Here is an 18,231-nt window from a genome sequence, read left to right as displayed (position 1 = left end):
CGACCATAACGACGAAGGCATTCGGCTATGACGCAAGAAATTGAAGTACTGACGTTCGATCTCCAGGACGAGACGTTTGCCTTGGAGGCAAGTATTGTCCGCGAGATCATGGACATGCCGATCGTGACGATTGTGCCGACGGCTTCAAAGCTGGTCGGCGGCGTCATAAACTTCCGCGGCAAAGTCATCCCCCTCGCAAATCTGCATATCGCATTCGGAATGGAAGCCGGACCGCCGACGATCGACAGTCGGACTGTCGTGATCGAGCTTGATATCGATGGCGTTGCAAGCTTCATCGGGCTGCGCACCGACAAGGTGAACGAGGTGACAACCCTCGATCTCAGCCGAAGCGAACCTCCGCCGAGCGTCGGTATGCGGTGGCGATCCGAATACGTGAAATGCGTCGTCAAGCAGGGCGGCGAATTCATCGTTCTCCCTGATCTTCGCAACATTTTTTCCATCCATTCGGAAAAAACAGGAGGACCGCTCAAAGCCGTTGCTTGAGCCGTATTGGAAGGCCCTGCGCATGGAAGCGCCGGCAAGACTCATGACGAGTTCCGTTCGATAGCAGCGGTGAAGCTATCGCAATCCGTTCATGAAGTATGAGGGAAAGCCGCAAGGTTTTCCCAAGCCAAGGGGCAGTTCGATGCGATTTACGATCAAGACCAAGCTCGCCGTTGCTTTTACAATCGTGACCCTGCTGTCATGCGTTATGGCAGGTCTGGGCATATACCAGCTATCGCTTCTCAATTCGCAGGTTACACAGATCGTCGAAGGCCCGGCGGCGCAAGTCCAGCATGCCGACGACATAGAGATTAGTGCCCTCTATATGATCCGCGCCGAAAAGAATATCATTGCCGAAACGGACCTTCAGAAGCTCGCGGCAATGCGCGAAGAGCTCAATAAATATCGCCAGAAGGTCTTGGATGCCGCGGAGCAGGTCAAGCGCGTAGCTGGGCCGGAGGTCAAAGAAAAACTCGCTCAATTCGACGCAGCATGGCGGGAATGGGTTCCGGTGCAGGAACAGGCGCTGCAATTCGCAGCGGAAAATACGTCAGAATCTCGCGCCAAAGCCCTTGCGATCTCTGCGGGTGAAGCCCGCAACAAAGCGAAGGCAGCCTTTGCGATCATTAACGCCATCCAGGACATTGGCGACCGCGATATGACGCAAATCGCTGGCGAAGCTCAATCAGAATATCAGACAGCACGCATGGTGCTTCTTGCGACCGCTGCATTCATCTTCCTGCTGTCGGCCAGCGCAGGTATTTGGATTTCTCTCGGTGTCTCTCGTGGACTGAGCAAGGGCGTCCAGCTCGCGGAAGCCGTCTCGATCGGCGACCTTGATCAAAATGTCACCGTCGCGACCAACGATGAGATCAAAGACCTCATCGATGCGATGACGCGCATGACCGCAAACCTTCGTGAAACTGCAGGCATCGCAAATCAGATCGCAGGCGGTGATCTGACGGTGCAGCCAAAGCCGCTGTCGGACAAGGACACGCTGGGCCATGCTCTCGAAAGCATGGTCGAACGTCTGCGCGGCGTCGTGTCGGATGCGATCGTCGCGTCGAGGAACGTTTCGGCTGGCAGCCAGCAGCTCTCTTCGGCCTCGGAACAAGTCTCCCAGGGCGCAACCGAACAGGCCTCTGCGGCGGAAGAAGCATCAGCGTCGATGGAAGAAATGGCGGCGAACATCAAGCAGAACGCCGACAACGCCGCCCAGACCGAGAAGATTGCGCGCCAATCGTCGAAGGACGCTGAGGCCAGCGGCGACGCGGTAACCCGTGCGGTCAATGCGATGCGCACCATCGCTGAAAAGATCGGTATCGTTCAGGAAATCGCTCGTCAGACCGATCTTCTGGCTCTCAACGCAGCGGTCGAAGCCGCGCGCGCTGGGGAGCACGGTAAGGGCTTCGCAGTTGTTGCGTCCGAAGTGCGCAAGCTTGCGGAACGCAGCCAGACGGCGGCCGCGGAGATCGGATCGGTGTCCGGCGACACCGTGAAAGCGGCGCAGGAAGCTGGCGAAATGCTGACACGCTTGGTTCCGGATATCCGTAAAACGGCGGAACTCGTTGCTGAGATCAGCGCCGCGTGCCGTGAACAGGACATCGGTGCTTCGCAGATCAATGAAGCGATCCAGCAGCTCGATAAGGTCACGCAGCAGAACGCCGGTGCATCGGAAGAAATGTCGGCGACCTCTGAAGAATTGGCGGCGCAGGCTGAAGAGCTTCAGCAGAGCATCGCGTTCTTCCGGACCGACGACTCGAACCGCTCGTCCGAGTCTGCGAACGTCCGCTCGGTGCCCGCCAAGCGGATCACATCGGCGAAGCCGTCGGCCGCTCAGAAAGCGCTCGCCAAAGCTTCCGCTGAGAAGAAAGCGACGTCGTCTGCGCCGCGCAATACAGTTGCCGAACTTCAGTCGCGTGTGAAGGGCTTTGCCCTGGACTTGAGCACGGGTGGCCCTGACGCGGACGATGCAAACTTCCGGGAGTCGGCGTGATGACGAGCGCTGGGTCCGAAGCTCAATACGTGACGTTTAGCTTGGCCGACGAAGTCTTCGCGGTCCCCGTTACGGAAGTGCGGGAGATCCTGGATTACCGAAAGGCATTCAGGATTCCGCACGGTCCCGACTATCTCCTTGGCCTCACCGACGTTCGGGGCCAAGGCGTACCGACTATAGATCTGCGCCAGCGTCTCGGGCTGGCACCGACGGAGCCGACGCCGCACACGCGCATCCTCGTTTTGGATGTGGCGCTTGCGGGGCGAGTTCTATGCCTGGGTCTTGTGGCGGATCGGGTCTTTGAAGTAACGCCCTTCCACAGCAATCAGATCGAAGCGGCGCCGGACATCGGCGTTCGCTGGCGCTCGGACTACATCGCCGGTGTGGTCCAGCGCCCCGAAGGATTCGTCGTGCTGATCGACCTGCCAAAACTGTTCTCGTCATCGGAGTCGGCGATGCTTTCGCAAACTGCGGCCGCAGCGTAACCAAGGTCTACGGAGCTTTTGGTATGACTTCTCTAAGCCACAGCGTCGACCGCGGGCAAGATACGCGGCTGCGCAACGATAACCTGAGCAAGCGCAACTTCGATCGCTTAGCACGTTTCATAAATGGGTATAGCGGCATCCGCATGCCGCCGACCAAAGTGACGATGCTTGAGGGACGGCTCCGGCGGCGCTTGCGCGTCACCGGCCACGACTCGTTCGACAGTTATTGTCACTTCCTTTTTGATGAAGATGGCATCGAGTCCGAAGCCATTCATCTGATCGACGTCGCGACGACGAACAAGACTGATTTCTTTAGGGAACCAAACCACTTCGCTTACCTAGTCGAAAATGTTCTGCCGGCGATGATGCAGCGAGACAAAGGTGAGGTTCGCGTTTGGAGCGCGGCTTGCTCTACCGGCGCCGAACCCTACACGTTGGCGATGATCCTTGAAGACTTCAGGCAGAGCTATCGGCCAGGATATTCGATCCTCGCGACGGATCTAAGCACCGAGGTTCTGTCGACCGCAGTTCGCGGCATCTATCCCGAAGAGATGATGGATCCGGTACCCCCCGTCTTGGCGCGGAAATACGTGCTGCGTTCGGTCCGCGGCGATCGGCAGGTTCGCATGCACCATTCGCTCAGATCGAAGATCGGTTTCGCGCGGCTGAACCTTATGGACGATAGCTACGCAATTGGTGCACCGGTCGATGTTATCTTCTGCCGAAATGTGCTCATCTATTTCGAGAAAAAGGTGCAGGAAGCCGTTCTATCGCGGCTTTGCGATTGTCTCGCGCCGAACGGCTATCTGTTCATTGGTCATTCCGAATCCATTGGCGGATTTTCACTTCCGGTCAAACAGGTCGCAAATACCATTTTCCAGAAGACGCGATAGATGCCTCAAAAAAAAATACGCGTTCTGATTATCGACGACTCAGCAAGCGTGCGTCAGACCCTGACGGCGGTGTTGAGCTCGGACCCGGACATCGAAGTCATGGGTGCAGCCTCCGACCCGATCGCCGCTGCGCGTCGTATCCAGGATGAGGTACCCGACGTCATCACGCTCGATGTCGAGATGCCGCGTATGGACGGCATTACGTTTCTCAGAAAGCTGATGGCGCAGCGGCCAGTTCCGGTCGTCATGTGCTCTTCGCTGACCGAGGCAGGATCGGAAACGCTGATGCAGGCGTTGGAGGCAGGCGCTGTCGACATCATCTTGAAGCCACGCATCGGTGTTGCCGATCATCTAGCCGAAAGCTCGCTTCGAATTTGCGAAGTGGTCAAAAGCGCGGCTTTGGCGCGGGTCGGCGGACGACGGCCGCGCGATGCGATGGAAGTCAGAATGGGAGGGCCGGAAAAGAAGCTGACGGCGGACGCGATGCTTCCGCCGCCGTCCGGCCGCGCGATGGCGAAAACGACCGAAATGGTCGTGTGCATGGGTGCTTCGACCGGCGGAACGGAATCGCTGCGCGTCGTCTTGGAAGCCATGCCCGCAAACGCGCCGGGCATCGTCATCGTGCAGCACATGCCGGAGAAATTTACTGCGGCCTTTGCCAAACGTCTGAATTCACTCTGCGCCGTCGAAGTGAAGGAAGCGGCCGACGGCGATGCCGTGCTGCGCGGCCACGTCCTTATTGCGCCGGGCGACAGACATATGATGCTGGAACGGCAGGGCGCGAGATATTTCGTGTCCGTCAAGAGCGGCCCGCTGGTTTCTCGCCATCGCCCGTCGGTCGACGTGCTGTTTCGGTCGGCCGCGCAATCGGCTGGTTCCAATGCCATCGGCGTCATCATGACAGGCATGGGCGACGATGGTGCGCGCGGGCTCCAGGAAATGAAAGCCGCAAACGCCTTCACGATTGCCCAAGACGAAGCGACGTCGGTGGTCTTCGGCATGCCGAAGGAGGCCATCGCACGAGGTGCAGCCGCTAAGGTGGTGCCCCTGAATGCGATAGCAAGCGAAGTGTTGCGAGCGGCAAGCCGTAGCTAAGCGGCACGCGCCGAGACAGCCGCGTCGGGCAAACAATGTGCGTGTACGTCTCGCTCTCTCGCCATCGTGTAGGTCGCAGCGATGGTATCGAGAAGGCTTTTCAGCGGATCAAGAATATCCGCGACGTCAATATCCTCTTCACCGGCAAGCAACTGAAGTGACGCCGCGGAAGTCGACAAGACGTTTCCGAGTTCGGCATCGAAATTCAACTCGGTCTCGGCTTTCGCAAGGGAATCAACGACGTCCTTTCCTTGTCCCATGATTGTCGCGAGCCGAGACTCTGCAAGATCGGCAGCGTCACGCAAACGTGCGGCTGCCCCTTCGAGCTTGGATTTCGGACTAGTCTCCGCGCGGTCCGTGTTCAAATGCGCCATGTCCTCGCCGAGGGAACGAAGTGCCGCGAGTGTCACATCGGCAATGGAATCGAGCTTTTTGGCGTAGAGGCGCAGCTCGATGGCGATGACCTGGAGCGGCTTTCCGGCGTCGCCCATCCGCGAGCAGCTGACCGTCGTGTTGAGCGCCATGAATTGCACGTCTTCGCGAACGCTTTTGATCGTATCGATACGCCGCAGCAACTCATCGACCGTCCGAGCTGTCGCGGATCGGACATCATTGGCTGCCGCGACGGCTTGCTCCATGTCTGTGACGAGGATCTCGGCATCAGCGACGCTCCGCTCGAGAGATCGAAGATTGTTATGGCTATCTGATGAACCTTGCGTTTGCTGGAGGCGCAAAAGAGATTGCGCATCGGCTGCCATTTCCGCCATGTTCGCGAGCATCACGTGGGAATCGCGCTCGAAGTCCTGGGCCGTATCCGCGAGCTGCGCGGCGAGCAGACGGCAGATGAATTGGGTAAATCGCCCTCTCGCGTCGTCCGAAAGGCCGTCTTGCGCTAAGCGAGAATCAGCTTCGGTCAGGAGATTGAGCCCATTCTGAATGTGCTCGATGCGCTGCCGCGATATATCTCCAATTTGAAGCGAAGATAGCGCATCGACAACCTTGAGCTGGATATTTTGCGCAAGTGCAGAGGCTTCACCGGTCATGTCGGCGATCTGCTTTTGATGCACCCGGATCGCAGTCGCATCGTCCGCCAAATGATTGGGAACAGCCGGAACCATCGCGGAGACTTCTTCGGCGAGGCCAGATTCAAGTTTCAGCGCCGCGCGGACCTGGTCCAGCAGACCGTTGAGCCGCATATCGATGTCATTGAGTTCGGTGCCGCCAACCTCGATTCTGGTCCGCATTTCCTGAGAAAAGGCGTGAAACTGTTGAGCATCTTGCTGATCGTCGGCGGCAGTGATCTTCAAGTTGAGGGCGAAGACCAGAAGGTAGCGCAGAAGGCTTCGCATATCTTCGATATCGCGCAGCAATTCTGCGCTTCGGCATTCCAGATCGCGCAGCTCTTGCCCGCGCTCGCTGAGCATATTCGGCAGAGACCGCAGCTCTTCGGCGGCGGCGGAGAGTTCCCGCGTCGCTTCTCCAACGGCTTCGCCGTCAAGAAGGGTACTCAACTGCTGGAGGTATTCGAGCTGTTGACTGATCAAAGAGACGGCGGATTCGAGTATCGTTCCCGCGCGCGAGAATTTCCCCTCGATCTGGCTTCTCGAAGTTTCCAGATGGCCTAAGATTGCCTCAATCATCGAAATGCGGGTGTCCAATTTGGTATGACGGACGAAAGTTTGCGTGTTCGGCACAAGCATGTTGCGCACGAGTCAGACCATAACTGGCGATGTATGATTGGAGACTTTACCGGTGACGGCGGCGTAATGTCCCGCCGGCATCGGCTTGCCGATGAGGTAGCCCTGGATCTGCTGGCATCCGAGCGTTCGCAGAAGCTTCAGTTGTTCTTCTGTTTCGACGCCTTCAGCAACGACGGTCAAACCCATCGCGCGCCCAAGCCCAAGCACGGAATCGACGATTGCAGCCGCATTCGAATTGCGAACCATATCGAAGACGAAACTCCGATCAACCTTGATGCGGTCGAATGGGAAAGCACGGAGTGTACCAAGAGATGAATAGCCGGTGCCGAAGTCATCGAGCGCAACGCTGACGCCGAGGCCCTTAACCCCGGTGAGAACCTTCGACGCGTAGGCGAGATTCTGGATGAACAGGCTCTCGGTCACTTCGATTTCAAGGCGTTCCGGCGCCAAACCGGTTTCGATGAGCGCGTTTCTGACGACTTGTACGAAATCGCCGCGTTCGATTTGCACGGGCGATACATTAACAGCAATGCGAAGACCATTTTTCCACGAGGATGCCTCGCGGCAAGCCTCACGCAGGACATAAGCGCCGATGGCGCCGATGGCTCCGGATGCCTCGGCCGCGGGGATAAAATCGGCGGGAGACACCGGACCAAAATCGGGATGCTGCCAACGCGCAAGCGCTTCAAATCCACTGATGGCGGACGTTGAGGCTTCCGCCTGCGGTTGAAAGGCGAGGGAAAGCTCGCCCCGTTCCAGCGAGAGGCTGACGTCGTGTTCGAAGATGAGACGCCTGTGCTCTGTATTCAGCATCTCAGGGGAAAACGCCGTGACCTCGTCGCCGATTTTCTTGGCGTGATGCAGCGCCAATTCGGCCGCGGCGATTAGCTCCTCATGATCGGCCCCGTGGATGGGAAAGTGTGCGGTGCCGACACAAGCCGTGACGCGGATCGTCTTGCCGTTTTCGAGGACGTGGGGCTCGCGCAGCGTGTCAACGATGTGATGCGCCTTCGCGCTGAACTCGCAGTCCGGTTTATCGCTGGGGGAGATCAGCAAAAATTCGTCGCCGCCCGTGCGCACGATCGTGTCAGTGTCGCTAGAGATCGAACGCAGCCGGTTGGCGATGCGGCTGATGATGACATCTCCGACCGCCTGGCCATGCAACTTATTGACGGCGCGAAAATCGTCGAGGTCAATGTAGAGAATGCCGACGGTCTGCCCGTCCGTTGTCGCCTGCTCAAGAATTCTAGCGAACAATTCCTTGAGCGTTCCGCGATTGTGTAGACCGGTTAGTGGGTCACAAATCGCCAGCTGACTGAGACGAACGATGAGTTCATGCTCACATTCTGAGCCGGAGAGTTCGGTCATTTCAAAAACCCACGCGCGATATCGAGAAGCCCCTGTGCACTGAACGGCTTAGTAATCCACGCCGACGCTCCGGCGGCACTGGCTTCTTTGCGTGCCGCCTGATCGGACTCGGTTGTCAATACGATGATGGGCAGACCGTGGTAGGATGGTCGCGCGCGTAAATGCCGAATGAACGCAAGTCCATTCATTCGTGGCATATTGAGATCGGTAACGACGATGTCGATGAGATTGGAAGTCGCCTTTTGAAGGCCCTCTAGTCCGTCGGATGCTTCTATGATGTCGAATCCGGCGCTTGCGAATGTTACCCGGATCATCTGCCGGACGCTTGGCGAATCATCGATCGCGAGCAGTGTCGGCATAAGCTTCCCCACCATGACGCAAATTCTCACGCACGATCGCAATGCTGCGGCACGACGCGTCACTGCTTGCACGTAGTTCAATAGTACGCCACAGGAGTGAAAGATCGCTTAATTTGCCACATTTCGAAATGGCGCTTGAGAACCGGAATTTTAAAATATCGCTACGACTTTTGAATAATAAAAATCGGCATAAAGCGGTTTCGAGGAGCACTAAGCGAACAATCGCCATGCGCTTTTGAAAATGGCGTCTTTTTGAAAGACAATTATCGCGATGGAATTCAAGTGATCAGCATTCGACGCAAGCGCGATCGAGACATTGCAATTACACCATTGGCACGATTCAGTGTGCGCATCTCAGAGAGGAGATTCTCGCGATCCGTCTTGCTCGCACGTGGCGAATTACGTCCGCAGGCTCTATTCGCCTGAAATGCATCGAATGATCTCGCGATTGTCTTCCCGACAAAAAGCTTGCCGCTTGCAAATGTGAGTTTCGCCTTCTTATCAATCGGAATGCAGCGAATGGCTGAGTCCGTCGCGACGCTCAATTTCCATGCAGGCGCTGCGAGCCGACCTTGGGGGGCAATGCGTGATCAGATGGAGCGGCCAAATCGCAAGCGAGAAAACCAGGGCATTAATTTCCTAATAATTGCCGCACGTGTTGCTCCTTCGAATCTCGCAACGAGACCCGTTTGGCTCATCTGACGCATTGCGGGCCTGGGCTATAGCACGCAAAATAAACATCATTCGTTTTTGCGCCAGCGGCTTCGTAGGGCAATGACAGCACTGGTTTTTCAGGCCTGCAATCGAACTGCTCCGTCTCGAGCAGTTACCATCAACAGAGATTGTGCTCGTCGGCTTGGCCCTGAGATCGGTAAATGTTCCATTAAATTTCTGATTTTTTGAACATTCGCCATGCGCAAGGAAGAACGAAAACCCGTAAGTCGTCCGGCGAAAATCGAACTCGGCGAGGGTCAGGTCTTGACGTGCCGCATCGCCGATACCTCGCGCGGCGGAGCGTTGCTGCTGGTTGAAAACAGCGAGTGGTTGCCGAAATCATTCGTCATCCACGATACGTTCTCTGGCAGTCGCCGTCGTGTGCGCGTCAAGTGGACGTCCCCCAATCGCGCTGGGGTTCAATACGTCGATGCCGCCATCGCCGTGCCGGCTGCGCGCCGGTCAGCCGGCTTCGGCAAGCGGATATAAGCAAACGTCTGGGTCAATGCCGTCTTTCGGCAGCTGCCCAGCGGTCCAAAATGAGCTTAGCGATCTCTAAGTACGCGCCGCCGAAATGATGGCCGCCGGTTCTTTCAATGAGCGTCGCGCCTTTGAGTTCCGACAACGTACATCCGGTATCGCCATCCGCTTTCTCTTCGACGCTGAAGATGCACGTTACCTTATCCTTCGGTAACTCGGCCATGAACGGACGCAGGCTGATGTCGGCGGATGATGGAATACCGAGCCAACCTGCCATCGACATTTCGAGACGCCCAACCGGCTCCGGCGCCATCAGCACGATCAGCTTGACCTGCTTTTGCAGATCGGGATCGAGCTTCGTCCAGACCATTGGAATGGTTGCGGCTCCAAATGAGTAGCCGATCAATGAAACATCCTGGATATGCCACGCCCTTCTATAATAACGCGCGATGCGATCGAGATCGTCGGCGATCGTTTGCGGGTTCTTCTCGCTCCAGAAGTACCGCAGGGTATCGAGGCCGATAACGGAGATGCCGTTCTTCGACAGTGTCTCGCCGATTTGCTTGTCGATGTCCCGCCACCCGCCATCCCCCGAAAGAAAGATCGCAATACCCGTAGGGTTCTTTGCGGGAAGTTCGGTCAGCGGCAGATCGCTAATGGAGGCTTTCGGCACGAGGGTCATGTCGAACACGGCTTTGACCGCTAACGATAGGGTTGAACCATCGGTCGCCTCTCCCTGTTCGATCGAAGTGCCGGGGTTGACCGCGACGAACGGTTTAAGAGCGGTACTCGCCGGATCCTGGGTAAAGAGTGCCCATTTGCCGTTGAGCTTGATCGGCCCATATTCGAACGCGCCATCCTTGTTCCCAAGAACCGGCGCGCCGCTGCAAAAAGCAGCCTTTGATGTGAGCGAAGGCGAAAATCCGGAACTCAGCGCCCCGGACACGCTGTTCGGCGGTGCTTGCGCCAGAGTGAGATACGCGATCGTGCCGGATCGCCCGAGGCCGAAGAAAACCGGCGATTCCCACGCTTGCATGCCGAGCGCACGTTCGGACAGTCGGACGAGATCTTCGATGTCGCCGAAGAGTTGATTGCATTGGCCCGCCAGGAGGGTCGTATTGAGAATGCCACGCATCACGCCGGCGTCGAGAATTGCGACCGCCGCGCCTTGGCTCTCGAGCGCGGCGGCTATGGGCTTGTAGGAAGGCGACGCTGCATCGGGATCAGCCATCAGAACGACAAAGGCGGAAGGTGCATTGCCGGACCACAGGACCGGGACATTGCCAAATCGCTTTTGCGCGATGGTTTTCGTGTCGGCAGACGCAGGCGTTCCGATAGAGATAATCACACAGAAAATGCCGAAGGCTGCGGCCAACACGCGAGCGATGCCTAGATGGCGCGATCTTTGGACCATTCTTTATTCCCGTCGGATGTTGAGCGCCGTGCGCTGGCGCTGATGAGGGAGGCGATGTCGAAAAGAGTTTGCGGCAGGCGCAACCCGTGCTCGTAGGCGAGGTATTTCGTGCGCCACTCCGGCTTGAACTTGCTTTTGAAAATACGGACCCCCTCGAAGTGATAGAGCCGGTCGCCGTATCGGAAAAACAAACCGGCGAGACGAGCCCACCGCGATGCCAGTCTGTGATCGGGAAGGCCCGAGAGCGGCGCCATCCCGAGATTGAACCACTTATAGCCTTCGGCCTTCGCCTGCTCCAAAAGCTTGAGCACGAGATATTCCATCGCCCCTTCCGGGGCGCCGGGAACCTGGCGCATCAAATCCAGCGTGCACGCAGAAGCCGGCGTGTTCCGCCAGAGGTTCGCGAATGCCACGATGCGGTTTTCATGACGAAGCACCGCAATGTCGTGGCGTTCGACATACTCGAGATTCCAAAAGCCGAGAGAAAAGCCCTTCTCGCGATGTCCACGCTGGGCGAGCCATGCGTCCGATACGCGCTTTAACGCCGGAAGGAATTTCGACACGATCGCGGCGGGCAAGATTTCGAATTCGATATTGGCCTTTTCGGCACGCGTTTTAGTTTGACGAAGCCGTTTTCCAGCCTTGCCATCCAGCGTGAACGTCTCGAGATTGACCCACGCTTCCTCTCCGAGCTTGATCAAGGAGAAACCGGCATCGAGATAGATAGGCAGATGATCCGCAGTGATCTGATAGAAAACCGGAGCCCCTTTCTGCTCGTCGGCGCTTTCCTTGAACCGCCAAACGAGATCGATGAGGTCGGCGCTGTTGTTCGCAATCGGGTCGCCCATCGCGACCCACGTCGATCCGCGGACGCCATACATCACGAAACCGTTGCCGCTCTGCGAAAACAGAAAGCGCTTGTCGCCGATGAATGCCAGCTCGGCTGTGACTTGCGAGGAGTGATGTGCGATTTCTTTCGCACGCCGAAGTTCTGCGGCTGAGGCCTTGCGGCTGATGTTCGGCGCTTTGTGGAGCAGCTGGTAAGAGGCGATGATCATCACGATGATCGCGGCGCCGAGCGTAGCGCGCAGAAAGCGCGAGGCATCCTGATGGTAGGCGAATTCCCACCACAGCGAATTGTCGTAGGGCACGCCGCGATAGATGGCCAGTCCGATCAGAATCGACGCGCCGATAGCGATCAACACCGCAAGAATTGCTGATGCCGAGAGCCGGCCTGCAAGTACGCCACCCTTGCGGTAGAACTCCCGCCGTCCCGCGATCAGGATCAATGCCGCCGCGAGACACGCGAGCGCTTCGATGAAATCAAAACCCTTTGTGATGGAAAAAACAGCGCCGCTCAGCAGCAGGATGATTGCGAGTTGCCAAGCTGAACGTAGCCGGTGCGCCAGGCCGTTTGCGATCAGCAGAAGAACGGTTCCGACGAGGCTCGCAATGAAATGCGAGGCCTCGACGAACGGCAACGGCAGAAAATCGCGAATGAGCCACAGGCGGTGGGCGGGAAGCGTTCCAGAAATCACCAGGATCAGCCCGCCGGAAAAGGTCACGATGGCTGCGAGCGGCGGAATAATCGGTTCGATGATCGTGGCGGAGGTGCTGTCGTCCTCATGCGCTACTCCCCTGCGGCCGCGCATCTCGTGCACCATCAGCATCGTCAGCGCGACAATGACCGGCGCGATATAATAAATCAGCCGGAAAAGCAGAAGCGAACCGACAAGTTCGCCGCTCGGATGCTGCGTCACGCCGAGCAGGATGACGGCGTCGAACACGCCGAGGCCGCCCGGTACGTGACTGACGACGCCGAGCACAGTCGCGAGGGCAAAAACGACAAAAAAGCCCGGCATCGTGACGTGCAGATCTTGAGGCAACAGCACCCAAAGCGCCGATGCCGCCGCTGCAACGTCGAGCATGCCGACGAAGATTGCCCCTATCGTGGCGCGCGTGCCGGGGAGCGGCAGTCGCCAATTCCCGACTTCGATCCGGATTGGACGGATCGACACGTAGACGAGCCAGACAGCAATGACGGCCAGGATCATCGTTCCCGCCAGCCGGCATGCGGGCACGCTCAGGTGCACCAGTGCGGAGACGAGCTGCGGATCGACCGCGAGGCAGATCCCGGCAATTGTCGCAAGACCAGCCCAGAAACTTAGCGCACAAAGCATTACGATGCCGAGGACGCGGTCGGTATCGACGCCCCAGACGCGATAGAGCCGCAGCCGGACTGCCCCGCCCGTGAGGACGCCGAAGCCGAACGTAAAGGTGACGGCATGGCTGATGAAAGACGTGATCGCCGCAATGCGTAGCGGGACCTGCTTGGCCCCGACAACCCTGAGCGCGATGAGGTCATAGCCTACCAGCGCCGCATAGGAGAGGACCGTAAACAGCCCGGAGAGCGCCAGATGCGAAAGTGGAAACGTTGCTATCGTGTGCCGGACCTGCGGCCACGAGATCTCTTCGAGGTTCCGATAAAGGACCGTCGCCGCATAGGAGAACGCCGCGAGAGCGACGATGGCGCCGACAACGGACCAATCGATGCGTTCGAGAAGTCTTGGGCCGGGCGCCGTCGGCTGTGGAGCCTCATTCTGCGTCTCAGCCATTGTAAAGTGTACCATCTGAAAGGGAAGATTGATCCGCACTGGTGCTAGCGCGGGGCTTGGAGCCGGAAAAGTTAGGCATTGGTAATCTTGAAAGAAACGCCCATCTTACGTTATCGGCAATCTCCACAGGCCGGCTAATGATGGACGTGCAAAGCTAAAAGGCCGCACGTTCAGTGCATCGGCGATCGGGTGGCCGGGTGGCTCAGCTAGAACGAAGGTACAAACTCTTCCGCTCAGGAACTTTATCCCCCTTCCGAAAACGATGCCGCGGGCGCTCGCAGCCGCTGCCACGCTTCAGGAATATAATCCGCAGACATACTATTTTTCCGAGGCCATCGTCTCGCTCTGCTTCCCAACCCATCCGCTGACTGTCGATAATCGGCGCTCAAATCGCGGAGGTCCCTGCCAGCGGCCACGGTGATTCGATCCGATAATCAACAGAGGACGGCAGCCTTGCAGTAAACCGCGGGTTTGTCGTTGCGCTTCGGCCCAACTGTGCGAATATTTTGGCCGCTCCGCTTGAGCGTTCAGCGCTTGGACATATATCCCACTCTTGCGTTCGATCTATTGAGATCGAGCAGCGCATGGACGTATCTTTATCGTTGTCGGTCACGTGCTTCGACGGCGATGGCGGGGGAACAGGGCGAATGCGCAGCCGGGATTTGATTTCCGTATTTTTGCTGGCAACAGCCATGGTGTGCATCGCGCAACCGAGCATGGCCAGACATCGGCCCAAAGCTGTCTCCGCCACAAATGACGATCCCTGCGCGGCGCCGCAGGACTATGTGCGCCAACGGATCAATAAGATCAAAGCGCTTCAGGCTGCGGCGCCGGCTACGAATAGCAACCTGTTCGATTTGCTTGGCGGCAAAAAAGACGTCGACCCTCAAAAGTCCGCGGAGATATCGAACCTTCGCTATGAGGCAGATGGCGTCAACGCCTTGCTTGCGGCTGGCGGATGCCAGGCCTTCAACCTGGATCAAGAACTCTTGCAGAGTTCAAAATAGCGCTTGCGCCGGAGCAGCGTTCGGAAAGTCCCCCGCAAATGTGCGTTCACGGCGCAATTTCGGTGAGCTGTCTCAGTTACATAGTTTTTCATATTTCGAGAATGACGCGAAGACTATTGCCAACTGAGAATTGGACGGTCAATCTCTCTAATATTCATATTTGGGCTCGGACCGAGCGGCATTTTTTATTCTATCTAAAGTCACGCTAGCCATGACGATGAGCGCCTTCGTTGCAGAGGAGCTGCCGGCGTTGCTGGATCTCCTCTACGGCGCAGCCCTAGACGGAGATCAGTGGCCGATATTTCTCCAGGGGCTGATGAAGCCCTTTGATGGAGCGAATGGCATTCTGCATTTCTTCGATATCGAAACGCAGACAACGCCGCTGGCGCATCCCTTCGGGCTCGAGGCCGAATATCTTATCGGCTACCAGGAGCACTTCGCGAGCTGCAATCCCTATCCTATTCAATCGTTCGCCAAACTACCTTTTCTCCAAGTGGTTCCGGCAACGACGGTGCTGAGTAGAGAAGAAGCACTGCGCACCGAATTCTATAATGATTGGATGAAACCTCAGGGTATTAGTCCGGATCATCTCGGGTGTATGGTCCATAAGGATATCCAGCAGATGGTGATCCTCGCGATAGCCCCCAAAGAAAAACAGCTGGAGCGGAACAACGATCGCTACATCAAACAGTTTGAAATTCTGGCGCCGCATATAAAACGCGCCGTCACCCTTTCGAAAGTCAGCCGTGTGGATCCGATCCCGGGTGGTCTGCCCGCACAATTCTCGTGCGCCGCCATGCTGATCTCGCAAACTCGCGCCGTTAAGGCCGCAAATCCGCCCGCGGAAAGCCTATTGCGGGAGGGATTATTTTTAACGGTCGATCCGCTGGGTAAATTGCGAGGAAGAGACAGCGATATCCAGTCCGCGCTTGTCGCTGCAATCGACGCCGTGTTTGTTCGTCGCGATCCATTCGGCGGTCCCGTCCACTGCCGGTCGTTCACGACGGGAGATCGGGTGTCGCTTATTGTTTTAAAATTACCAATGATTGCCATGCCATTGGCCCTTGTTCTCGTTATTGCGCAGCCAAGTAACAGTGCATCTCGTTTTCCAGAACAATTCACGACTGCCGAAGCGCGGTTGGCTGACGCTCTATTGAACGGTCAATCCCTCGCAGAGTTTAGCGAACATGTCGGTGTATCGATCAACACAGCACGTAAGCAGCTCGCAGCGTTGTTTGCGAAGACCGGAACGAATAGACAGGCGGCGCTCGTCGCCTGGCTGCTGCAACGAAATTCATAAAGGCGACAAATTAATTACGCTAAAAGTATAGGGTTCCGAATTTCGATTGAAGTGAGATAATTTTATCGAACGGCACGAGAAAGAGAGAGATCGGATGGCTTCCATCCGGAGCGTCTGAGCTGTGCGAAGCTACGATTGAACATATCTTGAAGCGTGATTGTTAATTCATAAATGGCGATTCCACCTAATTTTTTGAGTTCTTCTCATTGCCTGATACGCGACAGCGTCGTGCCTTCTGTACCATTTGAAGGAGATATTATGTCAGATGATCGACTCGACTTTCTCGCCCTCTGCCGCGCCGTGGAAGAAGGCGCGCACACTGATCTTTCTGAGGCCGACCGTGAGCTTTTGATCGTCCTTCATAAGGCGTTGAGCGGATTGAAAGTTGCGGTTGAGCGAGCGCTTTTAAATTCTTCGATGGAAGAACATATCTCGAATTAATTCCGCGCTGCCGAAGGGCGCGGATAGGGGAATGGGGCGTTGACGAAAGACGCCGCGCTCCGATCACGCAACGATCACATTGAAAGCCGAGACATTGGGCAGGCTCTAGCTGTGTGACGTGATCGCTTTGATGCGTGCCCAGGCCACTGCTATCAAACCGTCACGTCGTTGGCCTACTCAGTTCGGATGAGGCTTGAGAGCGAATCCGATGAGATATTGGAAACAGTTTGTGGCAGGAGCGCTCGTTGCAACTGCGATGGTTGCCCGGCCCACGTCCGGTATACAAGCAGTACCACCCGGCGTGCATCTCCAACGAGCCGGATCGGAAGTTTACATCGAGCAGCCTCCGAAGAACGCATTTGAAAAGAGTGATCCGACCCTTCGCAAAGGCGCCCAGGACGGTACGGGAGACGGCAACCTGAAGCCCGCAGAAGGTCCAGAACAGCCATCTGCCAGACAGCCCGAGGCATGCGATCGCGAAAACACGCCCTCGCAGGCGTGCTACGCCGCGACACAGCAAGCCCGCCCGATCCCGAGATAGCGTAAAAACCAGCCTCAACTTTTTGGAGAGGACATCACGTCCGGCGCAATGGCAACGGCCTGTTGCTGGCGGTCGAGTTCGCGCATAAAAGCAGTTCCCGCGGCGCGATCCCTGAATTCCCAAAGGTGCTTCTTCACGCCTTCAAATATAAGGGCATAGACAGCAAGCTGAATGCCATCGCGTACCGCCAGCGTAGCGGGCGCGTTCTTGGTGAATCCCAGTTCGGCCTGCAGAAGCTGATCGACGGCTGCATATTGGAACGCCGAGCCGTGGACGAGCACGGAATAAAGCGTTTTGGTCGTCGTGACTGAGGCGAGAACGCGACCTGACTGGACGCTGACGGCGCGCAGCGCGACGGTGATGACATCGCGGCGATACTGCATGTCCCCGCCAATGCCGAGATAAGTCGCGCCTATGCCGCCGTTCGTCTCATCGGTATCGTAGCCGATGATGCCACCTTCCAGGATGATCCCGGCAAAGCGCAATGGTGACAGTGCTTTGGCCTTATTGCCGTCAAGCGCGGCGCGAGTATTCTGTATGATCTGCCGTTCCTGTAGCAGCGGCTGTAAATCGTTGCGCTCGACGACGTTGAACCATCTGCCGTCACCGGCTTTCGTCAGGACGTCGATCAAAACCGCACCGCCGCCCTGCGTGAGCGCTCGCGAAAATTCGGCAAAATTATCGTTTGACTTGTTTTGCCCCGTCAGGTCGGGAAAGTCGTAGACGGAAACGTCGAGCCTTCGCACCGGCGGCGGAAGCGCATCGAGCGCGATGCCGGATTTGGTATCGGGAACGAGCCTTGGCGCTTGGTCCAAGCGATCGTCAACGCTGCCCGTAATTGGCGAAATAGTGGTGCAGCCGCAGAGACCCAAGGCAAGCACGCCTGCTGCTACGAAACACGCTTTACGATAAGTCACAAATGCCCCCGGCCGATACGCGTTACGGAATGTTGTGGCTGTTCGTCGGGAGTGTCTGCTGCTGCGTGCCGCCTGTCGCCCCGTTGCCTCCGCTCCCGCTTTGGCTGCTGCCGCTTCCACCGATCACAATGACGGAGCCGTCGCCGCCGCCAGCGCCGATGTTGTTCAGCGAGTTTTCGAGGCCGGAGAGGTCAGGGCCGGCGGCGCCAGATTTTGTGCCCAGTCCCTGCGCCTGGGCCTGTGAGAGCAGATAGCTGCCATTGAGCGGATTACCGCCAAAGGTGGGATTGGCGGGATGATAAACCAATTGAGTGGCGCCGCTGTCTCCAGCGAGACAAACCAAGCTCAACACCATGCCGACGGTACGCATAACAATTTTCAGCATCATTGAATCCGTTTCTG

The 18,231-nt window shown here is 57.2% G+C and carries 16 protein-coding genes; 9 read left to right on the top strand and 7 right to left on the bottom strand.

Features of this window, described 5'->3' with window-relative positions; all coding sequences use genetic code 11:
* The first annotated feature begins 27 nt into the window (after positions 1 to 27).
* The 5 genes from RLW41_RS08640 to RLW41_RS08620 all read left to right on the top strand — a co-directional run bounded on the left by RLW41_RS08640 (position 28) and on the right by RLW41_RS08620 (position 4,973).
* Positions 28 to 504, top strand: coding sequence for a chemotaxis protein CheW (locus tag RLW41_RS08640; RefSeq protein ID WP_414464226.1), 477 nt, complete (start codon positions 28 to 30; stop codon positions 502 to 504).
* A gap of 142 nt (positions 505 to 646) precedes the next feature.
* The gene (locus RLW41_RS08635; RefSeq protein WP_409561454.1) at positions 647 to 2,500 is read left to right on the top strand and encodes a methyl-accepting chemotaxis protein; all 1,854 of its coding nucleotides are present in this window, start codon (positions 647 to 649) and stop codon (positions 2,498 to 2,500) included.
* Positions 2,500 to 2,985 carry a chemotaxis protein CheW gene (locus RLW41_RS08630; protein ID WP_409561453.1) on the top strand — a complete coding sequence of 162 codons (486 nt, stop codon included), beginning with the start codon at positions 2,500 to 2,502 and terminating at the stop codon, positions 2,983 to 2,985. Before RLW41_RS08635 ends, RLW41_RS08630 begins: the two co-directional genes overlap by 1 nt.
* A gap of 23 nt (positions 2,986 to 3,008) precedes the next feature.
* On the top strand, positions 3,009 to 3,878 hold the full coding sequence (locus tag RLW41_RS08625) for a CheR family methyltransferase (protein WP_414464225.1): 870 nt from the start codon (positions 3,009 to 3,011) through the stop codon (positions 3,876 to 3,878).
* Positions 3,879 to 4,973: a protein-glutamate methylesterase/protein-glutamine glutaminase gene (locus tag RLW41_RS08620; protein WP_414464224.1), complete on the top strand. Its 1,095-nt coding sequence runs from the start codon at positions 3,879 to 3,881 to the stop codon at positions 4,971 to 4,973. It abuts the gene before it with no gap.
* Here the strand turns inward: RLW41_RS08620 and RLW41_RS08615 are convergent.
* From RLW41_RS08615 to RLW41_RS08605, 3 genes are all read right to left on the bottom strand, one after another.
* A complete protein-coding gene (locus RLW41_RS08615; protein WP_414464223.1) occupies positions 4,970 to 6,613 on the bottom strand; it encodes a hypothetical protein in 1,644 nt (547 codons plus the stop codon). The genes RLW41_RS08620 and RLW41_RS08615 overlap by 4 nt on opposite strands.
* 72 nt (positions 6,614 to 6,685) lie before the next feature.
* Positions 6,686 to 8,041 (bottom strand): putative bifunctional diguanylate cyclase/phosphodiesterase, encoded by a 1,356-nt coding sequence (locus RLW41_RS08610; protein WP_414464222.1) that lies wholly within the window; start codon positions 8,039 to 8,041, stop codon positions 6,686 to 6,688.
* On the bottom strand, positions 8,038 to 8,400 hold the full coding sequence (locus RLW41_RS08605) for a response regulator (protein WP_409561447.1): 363 nt from the start codon (positions 8,398 to 8,400) through the stop codon (positions 8,038 to 8,040). Before RLW41_RS08605 ends, RLW41_RS08610 begins: the two co-directional genes overlap by 4 nt.
* A 912-nt stretch (positions 8,401 to 9,312) precedes the next feature.
* Between RLW41_RS08605 and RLW41_RS08600 the strand changes: the two genes are divergently transcribed.
* Complete coding sequence (locus tag RLW41_RS08600) at positions 9,313 to 9,603, top strand: PilZ domain-containing protein (protein ID WP_409561446.1); 291 nt, start codon at positions 9,313 to 9,315, stop codon at positions 9,601 to 9,603.
* Between the two features lie 13 nt (positions 9,604 to 9,616).
* Here the strand turns inward: RLW41_RS08600 and RLW41_RS08595 are convergent, their stop codons facing one another.
* Both RLW41_RS08595 and mprF read right to left on the bottom strand, forming a co-directional pair.
* A complete protein-coding gene (locus RLW41_RS08595) occupies positions 9,617 to 11,008 on the bottom strand; it encodes a virulence factor family protein (RefSeq protein ID WP_414464221.1) in 1,392 nt (463 codons plus the stop codon).
* On the bottom strand, positions 10,984 to 13,623 hold the full coding sequence (gene mprF / locus RLW41_RS08590; RefSeq protein WP_414464220.1) for a bifunctional lysylphosphatidylglycerol flippase/synthetase MprF: 2,640 nt from the start codon (positions 13,621 to 13,623) through the stop codon (positions 10,984 to 10,986). Before mprF ends, RLW41_RS08595 begins: the two co-directional genes overlap by 25 nt.
* A 506-nt stretch (positions 13,624 to 14,129) precedes the next feature.
* On the opposite strand from mprF, the gene RLW41_RS08585 reads away from it, so the two are divergent.
* The 3 genes from RLW41_RS08585 (at position 14,130) to RLW41_RS08575 (ending at position 16,371) form a co-directional block, all read left to right on the top strand.
* Complete coding sequence (locus RLW41_RS08585) at positions 14,130 to 14,630, top strand: hypothetical protein (RefSeq protein ID WP_414464219.1); 501 nt, start codon at positions 14,130 to 14,132, stop codon at positions 14,628 to 14,630.
* Between the two features lie 211 nt (positions 14,631 to 14,841).
* Positions 14,842 to 15,930 carry a helix-turn-helix transcriptional regulator gene (locus RLW41_RS08580; RefSeq protein ID WP_414464218.1) on the top strand — a complete coding sequence of 363 codons (1,089 nt, stop codon included), beginning with the start codon at positions 14,842 to 14,844 and terminating at the stop codon, positions 15,928 to 15,930.
* 171 nt (positions 15,931 to 16,101) lie between these two features.
* The gene (locus RLW41_RS08575) at positions 16,102 to 16,371 is read left to right on the top strand and encodes a hypothetical protein (RefSeq protein ID WP_409561441.1); all 270 of its coding nucleotides are present in this window, start codon (positions 16,102 to 16,104) and stop codon (positions 16,369 to 16,371) included.
* 555 nt (positions 16,372 to 16,926) lie between these two features.
* On the opposite strand, the gene RLW41_RS08570 is transcribed toward RLW41_RS08575, so the two are convergent.
* Both RLW41_RS08570 and RLW41_RS08565 read right to left on the bottom strand, forming a co-directional pair.
* Positions 16,927 to 17,829, bottom strand: coding sequence for a CsgG/HfaB family protein (locus RLW41_RS08570; RefSeq protein ID WP_414464217.1), 903 nt, complete (start codon positions 17,827 to 17,829; stop codon positions 16,927 to 16,929).
* A 22-nt stretch (positions 17,830 to 17,851) separates the two neighbouring features.
* Positions 17,852 to 18,217 (bottom strand): curli assembly protein CsgF, encoded by a 366-nt coding sequence (locus RLW41_RS08565; protein WP_414464216.1) that lies wholly within the window; start codon positions 18,215 to 18,217, stop codon positions 17,852 to 17,854.
* Positions 18,218 to 18,231 lie beyond the last annotated feature (14 nt).

The sequence above is a fragment of the Hyphomicrobium sp. DY-1 genome, assembly GCF_047497105.1.
Classification (GTDB): Bacteria; Pseudomonadota; Alphaproteobacteria; order Rhizobiales; family Hyphomicrobiaceae; genus Hyphomicrobium_B.
The sequence above is the reverse complement of the archived record's forward strand: the minus strand, read 5'-3'. Positions and strand labels throughout refer to the sequence as shown.